Origin of the sequence: Aeromonas sp. L_1B5_3 (assembly GCF_963866575.1) — a bacterium.
GTDB lineage: Bacteria > Pseudomonadota > Gammaproteobacteria > Enterobacterales > Aeromonadaceae > Aeromonas > Aeromonas jandaei.
The window spans coordinates 38972-56845 of sequence record NZ_CAWMDN010000079.1; the positions used below are offsets into that span (position 1 = coordinate 38972).

General features: G+C 58.2%; 15 protein-coding genes. 12 read left to right on the forward strand and 3 right to left on the reverse strand.

Annotated features, from left to right (window positions below; genetic code table 11):
* Nucleotides 1-77 precede the first annotated feature (77 nt).
* A complete protein-coding gene (locus tag AACR93_RS04805; RefSeq protein WP_043850210.1) occupies nucleotides 78-938 on the reverse strand; it encodes a Vmh family MBL fold metallo-hydrolase in 861 nt (286 codons plus the stop codon).
* Between the two features lie 123 nt (nucleotides 939-1061).
* On the opposite strand from AACR93_RS04805, the gene AACR93_RS04810 reads away from it, so the two are divergent.
* Nucleotides 1062-1961 carry a LysR family transcriptional regulator gene (locus AACR93_RS04810; RefSeq protein ID WP_041210011.1) on the forward strand — a complete coding sequence of 300 codons (900 nt, stop codon included), beginning with the start codon at nucleotides 1062-1064 and terminating at the stop codon, nucleotides 1959-1961.
* A gap of 64 nt (nucleotides 1962-2025) precedes the next feature.
* Here the strand turns inward: AACR93_RS04810 and AACR93_RS04815 are convergent, their stop codons facing one another.
* A complete protein-coding gene (locus AACR93_RS04815; protein WP_043850144.1) occupies nucleotides 2026-2802 on the reverse strand; it encodes a BPSS1780 family membrane protein in 777 nt (258 codons plus the stop codon).
* 263 nt (nucleotides 2803-3065) lie between these two features.
* On the opposite strand from AACR93_RS04815, the gene AACR93_RS04820 reads away from it, so the two are divergent.
* Nucleotides 3066-3887, forward strand: a complete 822-nt coding sequence (locus AACR93_RS04820) for a M23 family metallopeptidase (RefSeq protein WP_043850145.1) — start codon at nucleotides 3066-3068, stop codon at nucleotides 3885-3887.
* 56 nt (nucleotides 3888-3943) lie between these two features.
* Here AACR93_RS04820 and AACR93_RS04825 read toward each other — a convergent pair whose 3' ends face one another.
* Nucleotides 3944-5278, reverse strand: coding sequence for an MATE family efflux transporter (locus AACR93_RS04825; RefSeq protein ID WP_043850146.1), 1335 nt, complete (start codon nucleotides 5276-5278; stop codon nucleotides 3944-3946).
* Nucleotides 5279-5433: 155 nt separating this feature from the next.
* On the opposite strand from AACR93_RS04825, the gene mscM reads away from it, so the two are divergent.
* The 10 genes from mscM (at nucleotide 5434) to AACR93_RS04875 (ending at nucleotide 17861) form a co-directional block, all read left to right on the forward strand.
* Nucleotides 5434-8715 carry a miniconductance mechanosensitive channel MscM gene (mscM, locus tag AACR93_RS04830; RefSeq protein WP_041210007.1) on the forward strand — a complete coding sequence of 1094 codons (3282 nt, stop codon included), beginning with the start codon at nucleotides 5434-5436 and terminating at the stop codon, nucleotides 8713-8715.
* Nucleotides 8716-8741: 26 nt separating this feature from the next.
* Nucleotides 8742-9425, forward strand: coding sequence for a glycerophosphodiester phosphodiesterase (locus tag AACR93_RS04835; RefSeq protein WP_043850147.1), 684 nt, complete (start codon nucleotides 8742-8744; stop codon nucleotides 9423-9425).
* Nucleotides 9426-9578: 153 nt separating this feature from the next.
* Nucleotides 9579-11456, forward strand: coding sequence for a methyl-accepting chemotaxis protein (locus tag AACR93_RS04840; protein WP_041210005.1), 1878 nt, complete (start codon nucleotides 9579-9581; stop codon nucleotides 11454-11456).
* 509 nt (nucleotides 11457-11965) lie between these two features.
* Nucleotides 11966-13750: a fumarate reductase (quinol) flavoprotein subunit gene (gene frdA / locus AACR93_RS04845; protein ID WP_041210004.1), complete on the forward strand. Its 1785-nt coding sequence runs from the start codon at nucleotides 11966-11968 to the stop codon at nucleotides 13748-13750.
* Nucleotides 13743-14477, forward strand: coding sequence for a succinate dehydrogenase/fumarate reductase iron-sulfur subunit (locus tag AACR93_RS04850; protein WP_005347973.1), 735 nt, complete (start codon nucleotides 13743-13745; stop codon nucleotides 14475-14477). Before frdA ends, AACR93_RS04850 begins: the two co-directional genes overlap by 8 nt.
* A 16-nt stretch (nucleotides 14478-14493) precedes the next feature.
* Nucleotides 14494-14892 carry a fumarate reductase gene (locus AACR93_RS04855; protein WP_033112664.1) on the forward strand — a complete coding sequence of 133 codons (399 nt, stop codon included), beginning with the start codon at nucleotides 14494-14496 and terminating at the stop codon, nucleotides 14890-14892.
* A gap of 10 nt (nucleotides 14893-14902) precedes the next feature.
* Complete coding sequence (gene frdD / locus AACR93_RS04860) at nucleotides 14903-15259, forward strand: fumarate reductase subunit FrdD (protein WP_033112665.1); 357 nt, start codon at nucleotides 14903-14905, stop codon at nucleotides 15257-15259.
* A gap of 255 nt (nucleotides 15260-15514) precedes the next feature.
* Complete coding sequence (locus AACR93_RS04865; RefSeq protein WP_043850148.1) at nucleotides 15515-16246, forward strand: nucleoside recognition domain-containing protein; 732 nt, start codon at nucleotides 15515-15517, stop codon at nucleotides 16244-16246.
* Nucleotides 16243-16710 (forward strand): YjiG family protein, encoded by a 468-nt coding sequence (locus AACR93_RS04870; RefSeq protein ID WP_041210001.1) that lies wholly within the window; start codon nucleotides 16243-16245, stop codon nucleotides 16708-16710. Before AACR93_RS04865 ends, AACR93_RS04870 begins: the two co-directional genes overlap by 4 nt.
* Before the next feature lie 26 nt (nucleotides 16711-16736).
* Nucleotides 16737-17861: a M20 family metallopeptidase gene (locus AACR93_RS04875; RefSeq protein ID WP_043850149.1), complete on the forward strand. Its 1125-nt coding sequence runs from the start codon at nucleotides 16737-16739 to the stop codon at nucleotides 17859-17861.
* Nucleotides 17862-17874: the final 13 nt, after the last annotated feature.

Genomic DNA, 17874 nt, shown 5'->3' on the forward strand with positions numbered 1-17874 from the left:
GTATCTCTCTTCACATTCAGGATAAAAAACCGGGCCCTCTGGCCCGGTAAAAAAACACAGGGATACGGCTCAGTGAATTACCACTTCATCTCGCCGGTATTGACCTTGGCACCGATGGCCAGACCATCGTCAACCGGCAGGGAGGGGTAGGCCTTCTTCAAGCTATCGATCAGCTGGCCGGAGTTCTTCGCTTTCGCCAGCTCTTGCTCGAAGCGCTGCACATAGTCACGGGTAAAGGTCACTGCTTCGCTCCCTTTCGGTTCAGCACCCAGGAAGTGGCCCGGCACTACCCGCTCGGGTTTCAGCGCCAGCAGCTTGTCGAGAGCCTGAACCCAGTTGCTGCGGGCAGCTTTGGTCTGGCTGTCGGCCATCCAGACATGCACACCGTGGTAAACCGGCACACCACCAAAAGCGGTCTTGATGGAAGGTGCCCAGAGGTAGGCATTCGGCGTGTTCATCTCTTTGATTTCGATCTTTTCGCCATCAAGGGTCAGCTGGCTGGCAGTCATCACTTGCGGCACGGTCAGGCTCTTCGGTGCCCCTTTGCCCAGGATCGGTCCCCAGTAAGCCAGTTTGGCATCCTTGGTCTCCTTGATGTGGTCGACCACATGCTGGTCGGCCAGCACCTTCACGTTCGGGAAGGCGGCCAGTACCGGCTCCAGACCAAAGTAGAAGTCGGGGTCACCGGCGCTGATATAGACGGTGGTCAGCTGCTTGCCACTCTTCTTGATCATGTCGACCAGCGCCTGACCATTCTGTACGTCGAACTGGGCATCGATCAGGATGGCCTCTTTATCTCCCGCTACCAGCGAGGAGGAGACCGGGAAGATCGCCTTTTCACCGGGGTTGTAGACGGTCACGCTCAGCGGGCCCGCCAGAACGGCGCCACTCAGCAGGGTGGTGGTCAGAGTCAGGTTGCGGATCAGGTTGTTCATCATGTTTTCCTCATTAATCATTCGGGGGTTCATTTGATGGACAGAGTTTATTAGATCACTTAAGGTGCAAATACAGCACTAACAGCGCATCACTGTTGCACAAATCGAACATATAGAGAGCCATACATGGATCGACTGACCGCTTTACGGGTCTTCGTCAGCGTAGTCGAACAGGGGAGCCTGAGTGGCGCTGGCGAGAAACTGGATATGTCGCGCGCCATGGTGTCGCGCTACCTGGCTGAGCTGGAGAGCTGGATGGGGGCCCGGCTGCTGCATCGCACCACCCGGCGTCTAAGCCTGACCGGCCCGGGCGAGGAGGCGCTGAACCGGGCCCGCGCCATGCTGGCGCTGGGAGAGGAGATGGAGCAGATCGCCGTGAAGGGGGATGATGCCCCCAAGGGGCAACTGCGGATCACCAGCAGTTACTCCCTCTCGGAAGCCTTGCTGGTTGGCGCGGCCAACGACTATCTGGCGCAATACCCGGGCACCGCCATCGATATCCTGCTGCTGGATAGAACCGTCAATCTGGTGGAGGAGCGGATCGATCTGGCCGTGCGCATCACCAACGATCTCGACCCCAATCTGGTGGCTCGCCGACTTGGCACCTGCCATTCGGTGGTCTGCGCCAGCCCGGCCTATCTGGCCAACCACCCGGCACCGCAAAAGGTGCAGGATCTGGCACTGCACAACTGCCTCACCTACACCTACTTCGGCAAGAGTCTGTGGGAGTTCAACGGCCCGGACGGCCCCGAATCGGTGCCGGTCAGCGGCAACCTGAGTGCCAATATCTCCAACCTGTTGCTGGAGGCGACCCTGGGCGGCGCCGGGATCAGCCTGCAACCACGCTACTCGGCCCAACCCTATCTTGAGCGGGGAGAGCTGGTTCCTCTGCTGACTCAGTGGCAGCCCAAGCGACTCGGCGTTTACGGGGTGTATGCCACCCGCAAGCAGATGTCACCGCTGCTGCGCAGCTTCCTCGATTTTCTGCTGGCCCGCATGGCGGCCGACCCGCTTTGGCGGGAGTGAAACATCCAGCAATGCAGAAGGGGCCACAGAGGGCCCCTTCCTTAATCAATGGTTCAAGACTGCGTCAGGCTTCGAAACCAAATGGAGTAACCGGAGGCGTTACCTCCCCCTCTTCGTCGACGAAGATGTCGCGGTACGCCACATAGATGGAGTAGTTGAGCGCTGGGATTACCACCAGCAGACCCACCAGTAGCAGCACAGCGCCAAAGAGCAGCAGGATGGCGCAGAGGATCCCCCACCAGAAGAAGGGCCACATGTTGCGCCAGCAACCGGCAAAGCTGAGGCGAGCCGCCTGCAAAATACCGATATCGTGAAAATAGATGAGGGCCGGCGCAAAGGTGACCGCCATCAACACCGGAATAACCAGTACCATCCCCACCAGCAGCACGATCAACAGCTGCTGCACCTGCAGGGCAGAGACCACCATGCTATCGGGATCCTGAGTCAACACCGAGAGCAGACCCCACATGGAGAGCAACCCCACGCAAACCAGCCCAATCAGGGTGAAAAGTGCCAATACCAGCAGACCACCCAGCATCAGGGGGGTCAGCTTGTGGCGAAAACCGGCAAAGAGGTCGTTGAAGTTGAGCGCTTCACCGCGGTATCCCCTGGCAGCCACAACGGCCCACCCCGCCCCCCACACCATGTAGAGCAGTTGGGAGATCAACCCGCCGGCTGGCAGCAGGTCGAGCACCATGCCAACGCCGAACCAGAACACCACCATGGCGACGCTGGCACCCATCCCCTTGTTGAAGATATCAAACCCGCTGCGAACCCAGACCCAGCCACGGCTGAGCGGGTGGCGGGCCGGTGCTTGGCGCAAAGGGGATAATCCATTCATGTCGTCTCCTCGGTGTATCGCAGGCATCAGTGCCGGATGCCGATTCTAGAGGCTGGACACCAGTGACTCAATGGCGAAGCGGATTGTCAGCGACATAAAACCTGACGCAGCCAACCCCGATTGTCCGCTCTTTTCACCACCCGGCACTGGCTGCAACTACGCAGAGAGGGCAAAATCCTCTCCCTGCGCCCGCAGGCCAATCAGCCAGTCCACGGGGCGCCCTTTCCGCCATCTGAGGCGTTTTAACAGCGAGTGGTATCGTCATGAGAGTTGTGTGTTGTCTGTTGTTATTGCTGGCCAGCCAGTCGGCGCTTGCCGAAGGTTTTATCAGCCGTCTGCTCAACCATCCGGTGCCGGGCGGCGTCGCCGTCGTGCCCCTTGGCAAGGCATCCCCGGCGCCACAAGCCCATTATCAGGGCAAGCCCGTCCTGGTCGTGCAGGAAGATGGCCAGTGGGTCGCCATCGTCGGCATCTCCCTCAAAAGCCCGCTTGGTACCCAAAACCTGACCACAAGCGATGGTCGCACCCTCGCCTTTACCGTGACACCGAAGCACTACCGCGAGCAGCACATCAAGCTCAAGAACAGTCGTCAGGTCAATCCGCTCGCCGAAGACATGACCCGCATCAACCGTGAACTGGCCGAACAGACCCGTGCTTATCAAACCTTTAGTCCCAACCAGCCGAGCAACCTGATGTTCGACAAGCCGGTCAATGGCCCGCTGTCGAGCCCGTTTGGCCTGCGCCGCTTCTTCAATGGTGAGGAGCGCAATCCGCACTCCGGGCTCGACTTCGCCGTCGGCGCCGGTACCCCGATCAAATCCCCCGCTGCCGGCAAGGTGATCCTGATTGGCAACTACTTCTTCAACGGCAATACCGTCTTTGTCGACCACGGTCAGGGGCTCATCAGCATGTTCTGCCACATGTCGAAAATCGATGTGAAGCTGGGCCAGAGTCTGCCGCGCGGCGGCATTGTCGGACGGGTCGGTTCAACCGGTCGCGCCACCGGGCCCCATATGCACTGGAACGTCAGCCTCAACGACACCCGGGTCGATCCCGCCATCTTTATCGGCGCGTTCAAACCCTAATAATGACAAAGGCAGCCAATGGCTGCCTTTGTTGTATAAAACGCCCGGTATTCTGACTAGACCGGTGTGTGGGAGCCGGACTCCTGACGCATCGCCCGCCACATCAGCAACACCAGCAGAGTGCTGCAGGTCGGCAGTGCCAGCCACACCCCGGCCACGCCCCAGAGGGTCGAGAATCCCCACAGGAAGCCACCGATCAGCAGCAGCTTGCCACCGGTCAGCAACGAGGCGATGCGGGGGCGGTTGATCGCCTGAAAATAGGTGGCGCCCACCAGCAGCAATCCCTCCATCGGCAGCCCCCAGAAGTAAAGCCAGATCCCGAGCGTTGCCACCGGCAGCAGAGTCGCATTGTCGCCAGCAAAGAGGTAGACCGCCCCCTCGGGCCAGAGATAGAGCGGCACCATGCCACACAGGGCGATGACGACGGTCACCCCCAGCGCCAGATTGCGGATCCGCAACACCCGTTGCCAGTTGCCCGCGCCGGCATTGAAGCTGGCAATGGGCTGGATCCCCATGGCGATTCCCTCGAAGATGAGATAGAAGAAGGCCTCGGTATAGCTGATCACCCCGTAGGCAGCGACATGCAAAGAGGTGCCGACAGCCAGCAGTGCCTTGTTATGCAGCGCCAGCACCACCGAGAGATAGAGGTACATCAGGAAGCTGGAGAAGCCGAGTTTCACCGTCTCCAGCATCAGCCGCCAGTCGGGCAGCAGGGTATCCCAACCAATACGCAACTTGCTGCGCGGGGTAAAGAAGTGCCACAGGCAGAGGCCACCGGTGACCGCCTGGGAGAGCATGGTGGCAATCGCGGCACCCGCCAGCCCCCATGGAATGACCGCCATCAGCAGATAGTCGAACAGCACGTTGAGCAAACCGCCCCCGACCAAGATCCAGGTAGTCAGTCCCGGCCGCCCGTCGTTGCGCAGCAGGGCGGTAAAGGCCATGGAGAGCACGGCAAAGACGCCGAGCCAGGCATACCACTGCAAATAGGCCAGACCGGCGGTAAAAATATCCCCTTCTGCCCCCATCCAGGCCAGCATCTCATCGCCATAGTTGATGCCGATGAAAGCGAGCACGGCGGCGGCCACCAGCACCATCACCAGTGCATTGCCGACGATATGGCGCGCCCGTTTTTGCTCCCCCTTGCCAAGATAGAAAGAGGCGAGCGAGGAGGAGCCCATGCCGATCAGCGCACCAACGGCGTAGAGCACGGCGCAGATGGGATAGGCGAGCATCAGTCCGGCCAAGCCATCCTGCCCCAGAATATGGCCGACAAAGATGCCATCGATGGTGACATAGATGCCGGTGACCAGCATGGCGGCCACGGTCGGGGTGACATAGCGCCAAAAGAGGCGGGAAAGAGGGGCGGTGCCCAGATCGACTGCGGACATAAAATGCTCAATGGAGGGAAAAACGGCCAGAATAATAGCCAAATCGGGCCGGGATCGCCCGTTATTTGTGTTACAAATCATTAATATTGAACGCTTTACCCTCTTCTGCCCCTGCTTTAGGCTAGGGCAACCTCTTATGAACGGACACGTGCTTCATGTTGCAACGCCTGCTCGCCCTCCTGCTTCTTTCCCTCGCTCTGCTCACGACCACGGCACAGGCCGATGACACCATCGCCCAGGCCGAAGCGCTGCTGCAAAGCGTCCCCAAGAGCGATACGCCGGAAAACCAGAAATTGAGGGAGAGCTATCAGCAGGCACTGCAGTTTGCCCGAGAGGCAGAACGTTACCGGGAGCAGGGCAAAGCCTATCAGCAGGTATTGATCGACTATCCCGAGGAGTCGGCCCGCCTCAAGGAGAGCCTGCGCAACTATCAGCCCAAGAGCCGCCCAGCCCTCTCCAGTCTCAAGGAGGAGAGCCTGCGCCAGGCCATTGGCCTTAGCAGCAACCGCCAGATGATGCTGCGCAAAGAGCGTCAGGGCATCATGGACAGCCTCAATCAGCTGGAGAGCACCGGGCAGGATTATCATCTGCGGGTGGATGATCTGCGCAAACAGCTGCAAGTTACCCGCAGTCAGCTGGAGAGACTCAATTTCAGCAGCGAATCGGATCGGCTGCAGGAGGCACAACTGCTGCTGACCCGGATCAAGGAGCAGAGTATCTCCGACCGGATCCAGATGCTGGAGCTGGAGCAGCTCTCGGCCCAGCAGCGCAGCGATCTTGGCAAACTCAAATTGCAGGAGCTCAATCTGACCATTGCCGATGAGGACGAGTGGCAAGCGACCCTGATGGCCCAGCAAAACCAGTTGCGTCGGGAGAAGACCGAGCAGGCACTGGAAGAGAGCGAGCGACTGCGCAAACAGCTCTCGGACGATATGCCCCTGCTGCTGGAGCAGCAGCAACAGAATCAGGCTCTCTCCATCCAGCTCGGCCGGCTGGAGGAGCAGATCGAAGAGGTGCAGGACAGACAGCGCAGTGTCGACAAGAATCTGTTTGAGCTCAACGAACTGGTCAACTCGGTGCGCGAGCAGCTTGAATGGCTGCAGATAAGCGACGCTTACGGCGAGAACCTGCGCAGCAAGCTAGCCGATTTGCCCGCCTACTACCCCCTCGACAAACTCGAATCCGAAATCGTCAGCGCCCGCATGGCCAAATACCAGTACGAGACCGAGCAGGATACCCTCAAGGATCCCCGCCAGTTGCGCGACCAGCTCCTCGCCAATGAAGAAGTCTCCCTTGACCGCCCGCAGCAGGCAGTGCTCGACAATCTGCTCAAGGCTCGCCGCCAGCTGCTGACCCGTCTCAACGACGCGTCCGACACCCTGATTCAGGAGCAAACCAGACTCAAGCTGCTCTACAGCCATCGCAACAGCAAGATCGACGAGATCCGTGAGCTCAGCGCCAGTCACCTGTTCTGGATGCCGGATGTGCGGCCGCTCACCCCCTCCGTCATGCTCGGGGTGCCTGCCGCCCTCTCGCTGGCTTTCAATCCGGAGAACTGGCTGCAAGTCCCCCACGCTATCGCCGAAAACACGCCACTCAGTCTGACCCTGGCCACGCTGGGACTACTGGTGCTGGCATGGAGCTGGTTCAAACTGGCTCGCCATCTGACCCAATACTGCGACCACATAGCACCACGGATCGGCAAGGTAACCCAGGACAAGTTCAGTCTTACCAGCCGGCTGCTGTTGCGCTCTCTGCTTGCAGCCATGCCGCTCCCCGCCATGGTGCTGATGGTGCGGGGGCTACTGGGCGGTGCCTGGCAATACCCCTTTGCCGTGGCTATCGGCCGTGGCCTTGGCGAGATCTGGTTTCTGCTGCTGGCACTGGTGCTGGCCCGTCATCTCACCCTTGAGAAGGGGATCCTGATCCACCACTTCCGCTGGCCAAAAGAGCAGGTGCAGAAAGTGTGGGGACAGTTTCGCACCCTGCTGCTGGTACTGATCCCGAGCTTTTTCGTGCAGGGGATGGCCAACAGCTATCAGGAGCACGCCTTCTACGACTCCCTCGGGCGGCTGGCCTTTATCATCGGCGCCCTCTGGCTGCTGCTCTTCTTCGCCCGACTCAACCGGGAGCGACTGCCGCTCACCTGGGGCCAGAGCGATATGACCAAACCCCATCTGCTGCACCACTTCATCTGGAACAGCCTGATGCTGGCGCCGCTATTGGCGGTGATTGGCACCCTGTTTGGCTACTTCTATACCTCGCGCATTCTGCTACGCCAGCTGGAGCTGAGCCTGCTGATGGGGCTTGGCTGTCTGCTTGTCTACTATCTGGCCAGACGCTGGATGCTGATCCAACGTCGCCGGCTGGCCTTCGATCGGGCCAAGAGCAAGCGGGCAGAGATCCTGGCCCTGCGTGGCCGGGATGAACCGCACGAGGAGCTGAGCTCGGAGATCCCGGATGTGGTAGAGGAGACCGAGCTTGACCTCGATACCCTCAGCACCCAGTCGCTGGGGCTGATCCGCACTCTGCTGATGCTCGGCTTCACCCTGCTGGTGGTGGTGCAATGGTCGGATCTCAACTCCGCCTTCAGCTTCCTCAGCAACATCGAGGTGTGGCAGGTCAGCAGCAAGATTGGCGGCATAGAGCAGCTCTCGGCCATCACCTTGCAGGATCTGATGCTGACCGCCTTCGTCTTCATCCTGACCGTGGTCACCGCTCGCAACTTGCCGAGCCTGATGGAGCTGACTCTACTACAGCATCTGAGCCTCTCCCCTGGCACCGGCTTTGCGCTCACTACCACCAGCAAGTATCTGGTGATCCTGATCGGTGCCCTCACCGGCTTCTCGATGCTCGGCATCGACTGGTCCAAGACCCAGTGGCTGGTTGCAGCTCTTTCGGTCGGTCTGGGTTTCGGTCTGCAGGAGATCTTCGCCAACTTCGTCTCTGGCCTCATCATCCTGTTCGAGAAACCGATCCGGCTGGGTGATACCGTCACCATCCGCGATCTCACCGGCACAGTGACCAAGATCAAGACGCGCGCCACCACCATAGTGGATTGGGATCGCAAGGAGATCATCGTCCCCAACAAGGCCTTCATCACCGAGCAGTTCATCAACTGGTCGCTCTCCGATGCTATCACCCGGGTAAGACTGCGGATCCGTATTGGCCTGACCCGGGATCCCAAACTGGTTCAGACTATTCTGGAAGAGTCGGTCAAAGCATCAACACTGGTACTCGATACCCCGACTCCCGAAGTGTTCCTGATCGAGTTCACCGACTCGGCACTGATCTACGAGATCCGGCTCTACGTGAACAACATGGATCACCGGATGCCCATCACCCACGAAGTTCACTCGCTGGTGCTGGAGAAGATGCAGCAACAGGGGCTCACCCTGCCCCACCAACAGATCGATATTCACTTGAGCAGGGGCTAACCCGGCAAATGAGAAAGGAGCAAACCATGCAGATCATTGCTCACCGGGGGGCCAGCGGCCTGGCCCCCGAGAACACCCTCAAGGCGATGGCCAAAGCGCTGGAGCTGGGGGTCACAGCTATCGAAATCGACGTGCAGGCGGCCGATGGCGAGTTGTGGGTATTCCACGATCGGCGGCTCGATCGCTGTACCAACGGCAAGGGGGTATTGACCGAACAATCCCGCTCCTATCTGGAGCAGCTCGATGCTGGTGAGGGGGAGATCATTCCGACCTTGTGGCAGGTGATGAGCCTGATTGACGGCAGCTGTGAGCTTCATATCGAACTCAAGGGAGCCAATACCGCCGATGCCGTCGCAGCGCTTACCAAACGGGCCGAGAACGAGCTCGGCTTCACCGCCAACCAATGGGTGGTCTCCTCATTCCACCATCCAGAGCTGGCTCGCTTTGCGACCCTGCGACCCGATATCCGGATTGGCGCTCTTACGACCAATCTGCCACTAGAACTGGCACACTTTGCCGAACAGCTGGGAGCCTGGTCCATCAATTGCGATGTTGATTTCATTGACGCTGCGCTGGTCGATGATTCACATCGCCGTGGATTAAAGGTACTGGTCTATACGGTCGATCACCTTGCCGACCAGCAACAGCTGGCTGCCATGGGGGTCGACGGCATATTCACCAATCGGCCCGACCGTTTTTTAACACAGTGAGCAACCAGCATCCGGATGGATAAGCGTGAGGTTAACCGCTAACTTTAAGTCGTAGACCGGGATAAAAAGAGTCCAACTTCGGCCGATAAGAGATGGCACATAACAATAATTCGCTCGAACACACTTCAGACAGACGCTCACAAGGAAGTAACTATGAACTTATCCATTAAAAACAAACTTGTTCTGGCTATCGGGATCATCATTCTGGTGATCACCGGCCTGCAGGTCTGGTACAACACCTCGCAGCTGCGCAGCGAAACCCAGCGACTGATCTGGAGCTTTATCGACGAAAGTTCAGCCGCCAACGTCAAGGGGATCTCCCGCTGGCTCGATGCCCGCGTCAATATGGTCAGCTCCACCAAGGAGGCGTTTGCCAAAGAGGATAACCCCATCAGCCATCTGGCCCAGTCCATGAATGCGGGCGGGTTTGATCTCGTCTATGTGGGCACAAATGATGGCAAGATGATCCAGAGCAAGCCGACCGATCTGCCCGCCGGCTACGACCCGCGCCAGCGCCCCTGGTACAAGGACGCCATGGCCGCAGGTAAAATGACCATCACTGCACCCTATGCAGATATCTCCACCGGGCAGCTGATTATCACCATCGCCGAACCGTTCCAGCGTGGCAATACCCAGGGGGTGATCGCCGGTGACGTATCCATCAGCGGATTGGTCTCCGACATTCTGGCGGTCAATACCGAAGGCACCTACGCGGTACTTATCGACAGCAGCGGTACCATCATTGCCCACCCGGATGCTTCACTGACCCTGAAACCAGCCACCGCCCTCTCCCCTGAGCTGACTGCCTCCGGGGTCAATCGCATTGCTCATGACGGCACCATTTCAGAGATGGATATCAGCGGCAAACTGAGCGTGTTTGACCTGAACCAGATCCCCAATACCGACTGGTACTACGGCATTGTGGTCGATGAGGCGGTGGCCTATCAGTCGGTCAAACGCATGGTCACGTCAGCACTTCTGCAAGGCCTGCTCACCATCATCATCGTGGCGGGTTTCTCCTATGTCGCCATCAATGGCTCTCTGGCTCCGCTGAAAACCCTGGGTGAAGCGATTGCCGATCTCTCCCGTGGCAATGGCGATCTCACTCGCCGCATCAAGATCGAGCGTGAAGACGAGGTCGGCGTAGTCGCCAAACACGTCAACACCTTTATCGAGCGGATCCATGTGATGGTGCAGGATATATCTAACTCCTCCGGCCAACTCAACCAGCAGGCCAAGTCCTCACACAACATGGCAGAGAAGGCCAATCAGGGGCTGGCTCGCCAGCAAAACGAGATCTCCCAGATTGCAACGGCCGTCCACGAAATGTCAGCCACAGCCGTCGAGGTAGCCAGCAACGCCGAGCAGACAGCCGAAGCGGCGCGCTCCTCCAGCAGCAGCTGTGAACATGGCAAGCAGGTCATCGCCCGCAACCAGCGTTCCATCACCGATCTGGCGACTCAGGTCGAGCAGGCCTCCAACATCATTCAAGAGCTGGAGAAGAACGCGCAGGAGATCAATACCATCCTCTCCACCATTCAGGGCATCGCCGAGCAGACCAACCTGCTGGCACTGAACGCCGCTATTGAAGCTGCTCGTGCCGGCGAGCAGGGCCGTGGCTTTGCGGTGGTTGCAGACGAAGTACGGGTGCTGTCACAGCGTACTCACAGCTCCACCGTCGAGATCCGCAGCATGATCGAAACCCTGCAGCGCAATACCCAGGGTGCGGTCAGTACCATGCATGAAGGGCAGTTGCTGGCTCAGAACAGCGTGGATGATGCCAACAACGCCACCCAGGCGCTGGAGCAGATCACCGCTTCCATCAACCAGATCTCCGACATGGCGACCCAGATCTCCAGCGCCGCCGAGGAGCAACGAGCCGTTACTGACGAAGTCAGCCGCAACATTCAGGCGGTAAAAGATGTGTCGGACGAGCTGGCCGTAGATGCCGACAGCTCACGCCATCTCTCTGAACAACTTAAAAATATTTCGGGTGAATTGAGTAATCAGGTCGGTATGTTCCGTATCTGACGATGATAAAAAAGGGGCCGTACAGGCCCCTTTACTTTTTTAAATATCGCTTAATTATCAGTGAGTAATCTAACACTACCGTCGCCTCTCCTCCTTCCTGTTGCCCCCGCCATTCAGTAGCTCCTATCGGATATATTCCACTTTTTCAGCCGAGAAAAGGATTAGTAATTTTTATGCATATATTTAAATGCCAATAATTATCATTAAAAAGTTTTAATAAAAAACTTAAAATTTTTTTGTGAGTACCTAAAAAGAGAGGTGATTCGCATTTTATTGAAAGAAAACTACGTATAATCCGGAAGTTAAAGTCTTCGTAGCAAGGTGTTTTACTGCTCAATAACACCAAAAAATGACGAAAATTACGACATTTTCATCCAGGGAACAGGGTGTTTTAGAAAAAAATAACTACGAAAAATGGAATAAAACCAAGCTGTTTGACTTGCATCAAGCCTGAATTTTTTTCATAGAGCAAAATCGTGCCCAGCAAATCTATCCCTAAGGAGGCAGATGTGGATATTATCAAGACCGATGTAGCCATCATCGGTGCCGGCGGTACTGGCCTGCGCGCCGCTATCGCTATAGCCGAATCACAGCCAGACCTGGATATCGCCCTGATTTCCAAAGTCTATCCGATGCGTAGCCATACCGTGGCAGCCGAAGGTGGTGCCGCCGGTGTCGTTCGTGATGACGACTCCCTCGAAAACCACTTCAACGACACCGTCTCCGGTGGTGACTGGCTGTGTGAGCAGGACGTTGTCGATTACTTCGTCAACAATGCGACCAAAGAGATGATCCAGCTGGAGCACTGGGGTTGCCCCTGGAGCCGCAAGCCGGATGGCAAAGCCAACGTGCGTCCGTTTGGTGGCATGAAGGTTCCCCGTACCTGGTTCGCCGCTGACAAATCCGGTTTCCACATTCTGCACACCCTGTTCCAGACCTCCGTCAAATACCCGAGCATCAAGCGCTTCGACGAGCACTTCTGCCTCGACCTGATCGTGGAAGATGGTCGCGTTCAGGGCGTTCTGACCTTTGACATCCAGAACGGCATCACCCGCTTCATCCAGGCCAAATCAGTGATTCTGGCAACTGGTGGTGCTGGTCGTGTTTACCGTTACAACACCAACGGCGGCATCGTGACCGGTGACGGCATGGCGCTGGCCTATCGTCACGGTGTACCGCTGCGTGACATGGAATTCGTTCAGTATCACCCGACCGGTCTGCCGGGTACCGGCATCCTGATGACCGAAGGTTGTCGTGGTGAGGGTGGCGTCCTGCTCAACAAGGATGGCTACCGCTACCTGCAAGACTACGGCTTGGGCCCGGAAACTCCGATCGGCCAGCCGAAGAGCAAATACATGGAACTGGGTCCGCGCGACCGCGTTTCCCAGGCATTCTGGCAAGAGCAGCAGAAAGGCCGCGTGATCCAGGGCCCGATGGGCGATGTGGTTCACCTCGACCTGCGTCACCTCGGCGAGAAGTACCTGAAAGAGCGTCTGCCGTTCATCTGCGAACTGGCCAAAGCCTACGTCAACGTGGATCCGGCCAAAGAGCCCATCCCGGTACGTCCGACTGCCCACTACACCATGGGTGGTATCGAGACCGACAACAAGTGTGCCACCCGTCTGGCCGGCCTCTACGCCGCTGGCGAATGTGCCTCTGTTGGTCTGCACGGAGCCAACCGTCTGGGTTCCAACTCCCTGTCCGAGATCGTGGTATTCGGCAAGCTGGCTGGTGAACAGGCCGGTGAATTCGCCAAGACCCAGAAGCATGGCAATACCGAAGCGCTGGTCGCCAAGGCCGAGGCTCTGGTCAAGCAGCACCTCTCCCTGCTCGACATCGATGGCACCGAGAACCCGGCCGATATTCGCAACGAACTGGGCACCTCCATGGAAGCCGGCGTCGGTATCTACCGTACCGAAGAGCTGATGCAGGGCACCATCGACAAGATCAACGAGCTGAAAGCCCGTTACAAGAAGGTCAAGATCAACGACAAGTCCTCTGTCTTCAACACCGACCTGCTGTACGCCATCGAACTGGGTTACATGCTGGACGTGGCAGAAGCCATGGCTCACTCCGCCATCAATCGTAAAGAGTCCCGCGGTTCCCACCAGCGTCTGGATGGTTACGAAGAGCGTGATGACGTGAACTTCCTCAAGCACACGCTCTCGTTCTACAACAATGGCGAAACGCCCTCCATCGATTACTCCGATGTGAAGATCACTAAGTCCCAGCCGGCAAAACGCGTGTACGGCTCCGAGGGTGAGAAACAAGACGAGGCTAAGAAGAATGGCTGAGATGATTGAAATTGAAATCCTGCGCTATCGTCCGGAGCAGGATAACGAGCCCTGGATGCAGACCTTCCAGGTGCCTTACCAGAGAGAGATGTCTCTGCTGGATGCGCTGCAGTACATCAAGGATCACCTGGACTCTACCCTGAGCTTCCGCTGGTCCTGCCGGATGGCGATCTGCGGCTCCTGCGGCATGATGGTCAACGGTGTGCCCAAGCTGGGTTGCAAAGCGTTCCTGCGCGACTATCTGCCGGGCAAGATGACCATCGAGCCGCTCAACAACTTCCCGATCGAGCGTGACCTGGTGGTCGACATGTCCGATTTCATCGAGAAGCTGGAAAGCATCAAGCCGTACATCATCCCGAGCGAGCCGCGCAACCTGTGCGATGGCGAATACATCCAGACTCCGGCAGAGATGGCGAAGTACAAGCAGTTCTCCCAGTGCATCAACTGTGGTCTCTGCTACGCGGCCTGCCCGCAGTACGGCATCAACAAGAAGTTCACCGGTCCGGCGGCACTGGCTCTGGCCTATCGCTACAACGTCGACAACCGTGATGCCGGCGCCAAAGAGCGTATGCGCATCATCAGCCAGGACGAAGGCGTCTGGGGCTGTACCTTCGTGGGCTACTGCTCCGAAGTGTGCCCGAAGGGCGTCGATCCGGCAGCGGCCATCCAGCTTGGCAAGGTAGAGAGTGCCAAGGACTACATGATCGCCATGTTCAAGCCAGATTGAGAGCAGGATTGAGACCATGAACAACACTGAAAGCAAACGTAAACCTTACGTCCGCGAAATGAAGAAAGACTGGTGGCTGAAGAACGCCTTCTACACCGGTTACATGATCCGCGAAGGCACCAGTATCTTCGTCTCCATCTACGCTGTTGTGCTGATGTGGGGTCTGATGCGTCTGGTACAGGGTCAGGAAGCGTTCAACGGCTGGCTGGAATCCCTGCAAAGCCCGATCGCCATCCTGTTCCACGTGATTGCGCTGGCAGCCTGCCTGTTCCATGCCAAGACCTGGTTCGCTCTGGCGCCGAAAGCCATGCGTATCTTCCGTGGTGAAGACCTGGTGCCGGAGAAACCGATCGTCATCGCCCAGTATGTGGCGCTGGCTGTGGTATCCCTGCTTGTCCTGATCATCGTGGCCTGAGGAGAAAACAATGAGACGTTCTGACGAGCCAATTTACTGGGGTCTGTTTGGTGCGGGTGGCATGGTCGTTGCCATGCTGCTGCCGGTCATTGTCCTCATCACCGGTCTGCTGGTACCCATGGGTATCATGGACGTAGAGACCATGAGCTATGACCGCGTTCTGGCATTCGCCAGCTCCTGGTGGGGTGCCTGCATCCTGCTGGTGATCATCGCCCTGCCGATCTGGCACGGTATGCACCGTATCTACCACGGTCTGCATGATCTGGGGATCCACACCACCAAGCTGCACCACTATGTGTTCTATGGCTTTGCCTTCCTGGTATCTGCCATTACCGTCGGTCTGCTGATGGTGCTGGTACTCCAGTAATCACCGCGCAACTGATTGAACAAACCGGGCCAAGTGCCCGGTTTTTTTATTGCAACATCCCCATGCATCCTTGCCGCTGACTTTTTCAACAAATTAAACAAAAACCGGATCTTCTTCTTTTCAGAGGACGATCATCCTCACATATCACCAACGTCACCCCGCATATCAGCAAGGCTCCTTGACCCCCATCAAATAATTGATAGCCGTATCAACCATAATTAATCTGATTAAATAATTATTCATGTGGAGCTATCTATGAGCGATAAAAACCGTCCGGTGACGATCGGCTGTTATCTGGCACTGGCCTTTGCCATTGTCTTCTTCTCCGGGCTGCTGCAGTCCAACCAGTGGTACGGGGTATTTGACTTCACCACGCTGAACGGTTCGTTCGGCACCATGGTGCAGAGCGTCAGCGAAAACGGGGATGGCATCAAAACAGCCATGACCGACATGCGTGGCAAGGGAGGCAATGGCGCTCGCGATGGCTTCCTGTTCGCCCTGACCCTGATCCCCACCGTGATGTTTGCCCTCGGCATGATCAACGTGCTGGAGCACTACGGCGCGCTGGATGCCGCCCGCAAGCTGCTGACTCCGCTGCTGCGCCCGCTGATGGGGATCCCGGGCAATACCGGCCTCGCCCTTATCGCCTCGCTGCAGAGTACCGATGCCGGTGCCGCCATGACTCGCCAGCTCAAGGATGAAGGGCTCATCACCAAGCGTGAGACCGACGTGTTCACCATGTTCCAGTTCTCCGCTGGCGCCACCATAGTCAACTTCTTCTCCTCCGGTGCCGTGCTCTTCACTCTGACCCTGGCTGACGGCACCCAGGCAGTCAGCTCCTCCATCGGGCTGGCAGTCGCCGTGATGTTCGTCTTCAAGTTCATTGGCGCCAATCTGTTCCGGGTCTATCTCAACCTCACCGAAGGCAAGAGTGCCGACAACAGCAAACGCGAACAGACCCTTACCACCCAGGAGCAAGCCAAATGAGCCAGGCCAACGTCAAGAAACCCATCGTCACCGATATCTTCGTCGAAGGGGCCAAGAAGGGATGGGTCATCGCCACCACCTCTACCGTTCCCAACGTGCTGATGGCCTTTGTCATCATCAAGGCACTGCAGATCACCGGCGCGCTGGACGCCATGGGCGCCATCTTCTCCCCCGTCATGGCCATCTTCGGCCTGCCCGGTGAAGCGGCAGCCGTGCTGATCGGCGCCTGGATGTCGATGGGCGGTGCAGTCGGTGTGGTCATCACCCTGTTCGATCAGGGCATCCTCAACGGCACCCACATCGCCATTCTGGCGCCAGCCATCTACCTGATGGGTTCACAGGTGCAGTACATGGGCCGCATTCTCGGCTGCATCGGCACCGAAGGGCGCTATATCCCGGTCATGATCGCCATCTCGGTGCTCAACGCCTTTGGCGCCATGCTGGTAATGAACATCATCCTGTGACCCCGGATCTGATAGCGGAGCAAACAATGACTTTTTCTTTGGATCAATATCTGGCCGAGCTGGCCCCCCTGATCAATCTGGATTGCGGCTCTCTGCACCAGCCGGGCATTGCCACTGTGGCCGAGCTGATGGCCGCCAAATACGAGGCCATGGGCGGCTGGCAGATCAAACGGGTCGACTGCGGCATCGCCGGGGTCGGACTGGAGATCCGCAACCAGCCGCAGTCCGAGCAGATCGACATCATGCTGATCGGTCATATGGATACCGTCTTCCCGGTCGGCACCGCCGCCGCCCGCCCGATGAGTGTCGATGGCGAGCGCGCCTACGGCCCCGGCGTCTCCGACATGAAATCAGGTCTGCTCAACATCGTCTATGCCCTGCGTGCCCTGCCCCGCGAGGTGCGCGATCGCCTGAGCATCTGCGTCTGCATGAACCCGGACGAGGAGATCGGCTCCCTCCACTCCAGCGACTGGCTGGCCGCGGTGGCCAAACAGGCGAAACAGGTGCTGGTGGCCGAAGCGGCCCGTGCCGATGGCTCGCTGGTCAAGGCTCGCAAGGGAATGGCACGCTATCGTATCGACTTCACCGGCAAGGCGGCTCACGCCGGCAACGAGCCGCAGAAGGGGCGCAGCGCCATCACCGAGCTGGGTCACTGGATCCTCGCCATTAATGCCCTGACCAACTTCGAGAGCGGCACTACCCTCAACATCGGTATCGTCGCGGGGGGCAACGGCGCCAACATAGTGCCGGCCCACGCCAGCGCGGTGGTGGATGTCCGTTTCTGGGACAATCAGGAGTACAGCCAGGTCAACGATCATCTGCTGACCCTGGTCGAGCGGCCCCATCTGGAAGGGGTCACCATCAAGCTGACCCGCGAGGCGCATAAACCGGCCATGGTGCCGTCAGAAGGCACTCAGGCACTGATGCAGCTGGTGGAGGAGTGCGGCGCCGAACTGGGGCTGCCCATTCGCTGGCAAGAGGTAGGGGGCGGCTCCGATGCCAACCTCACTGCCGCCCTCGGCATCCCCACGCTGGATGGTCTGGGCCCCATTGGTGCCGGTTTCCACAGTGACGAGGAGTATCTCGATCTGGCCAGCATTGGCCCTCGCATCGAACTGCTGGTGAAGGTGCTGACCCGCATCGCAGCCTGATGGTTTTCCCATA

What these genes read in the sequence shown, in the direction of transcription:
- AACR93_RS04805 (WP_043850210.1), bottom strand. Translation starts at nt 938, where the DNA reads ATGATGAACAACCTGATCCGCAACCTGACTCTGACCACCACCCTGCTG.
- AACR93_RS04810 (WP_041210011.1), top strand. Translation starts at nt 1,062, where the DNA reads ATGGATCGACTGACCGCTTTACGGGTCTTCGTCAGCGTAGTCGAACAG.
- AACR93_RS04815 (WP_043850144.1), bottom strand. Translation starts at nt 2,802, where the DNA reads ATGAATGGATTATCCCCTTTGCGCCAAGCACCGGCCCGCCACCCGCTC.
- AACR93_RS04820 (WP_043850145.1), top strand. Translation starts at nt 3,066, where the DNA reads ATGAGAGTTGTGTGTTGTCTGTTGTTATTGCTGGCCAGCCAGTCGGCG.
- AACR93_RS04825 (WP_043850146.1), bottom strand. Translation starts at nt 5,278, where the DNA reads ATGTCCGCAGTCGATCTGGGCACCGCCCCTCTTTCCCGCCTCTTTTGG.
- mscM (WP_041210007.1), top strand. Translation starts at nt 5,434, where the DNA reads ATGTTGCAACGCCTGCTCGCCCTCCTGCTTCTTTCCCTCGCTCTGCTC.
- AACR93_RS04835 (WP_043850147.1), top strand. Translation starts at nt 8,742, where the DNA reads ATGCAGATCATTGCTCACCGGGGGGCCAGCGGCCTGGCCCCCGAGAAC.
- AACR93_RS04840 (WP_041210005.1), top strand. Translation starts at nt 9,579, where the DNA reads ATGAACTTATCCATTAAAAACAAACTTGTTCTGGCTATCGGGATCATC.
- AACR93_RS04850 (WP_005347973.1), top strand. Translation starts at nt 13,743, where the DNA reads ATGGCTGAGATGATTGAAATTGAAATCCTGCGCTATCGTCCGGAGCAG.
- AACR93_RS04855 (WP_033112664.1), top strand. Translation starts at nt 14,494, where the DNA reads ATGAACAACACTGAAAGCAAACGTAAACCTTACGTCCGCGAAATGAAG.
- frdD (WP_033112665.1), top strand. Translation starts at nt 14,903, where the DNA reads ATGAGACGTTCTGACGAGCCAATTTACTGGGGTCTGTTTGGTGCGGGT.
- AACR93_RS04865 (WP_043850148.1), top strand. Translation starts at nt 15,515, where the DNA reads ATGAGCGATAAAAACCGTCCGGTGACGATCGGCTGTTATCTGGCACTG.
- AACR93_RS04870 (WP_041210001.1), top strand. Translation starts at nt 16,243, where the DNA reads ATGAGCCAGGCCAACGTCAAGAAACCCATCGTCACCGATATCTTCGTC.
- AACR93_RS04875 (WP_043850149.1), top strand. Translation starts at nt 16,737, where the DNA reads ATGACTTTTTCTTTGGATCAATATCTGGCCGAGCTGGCCCCCCTGATC.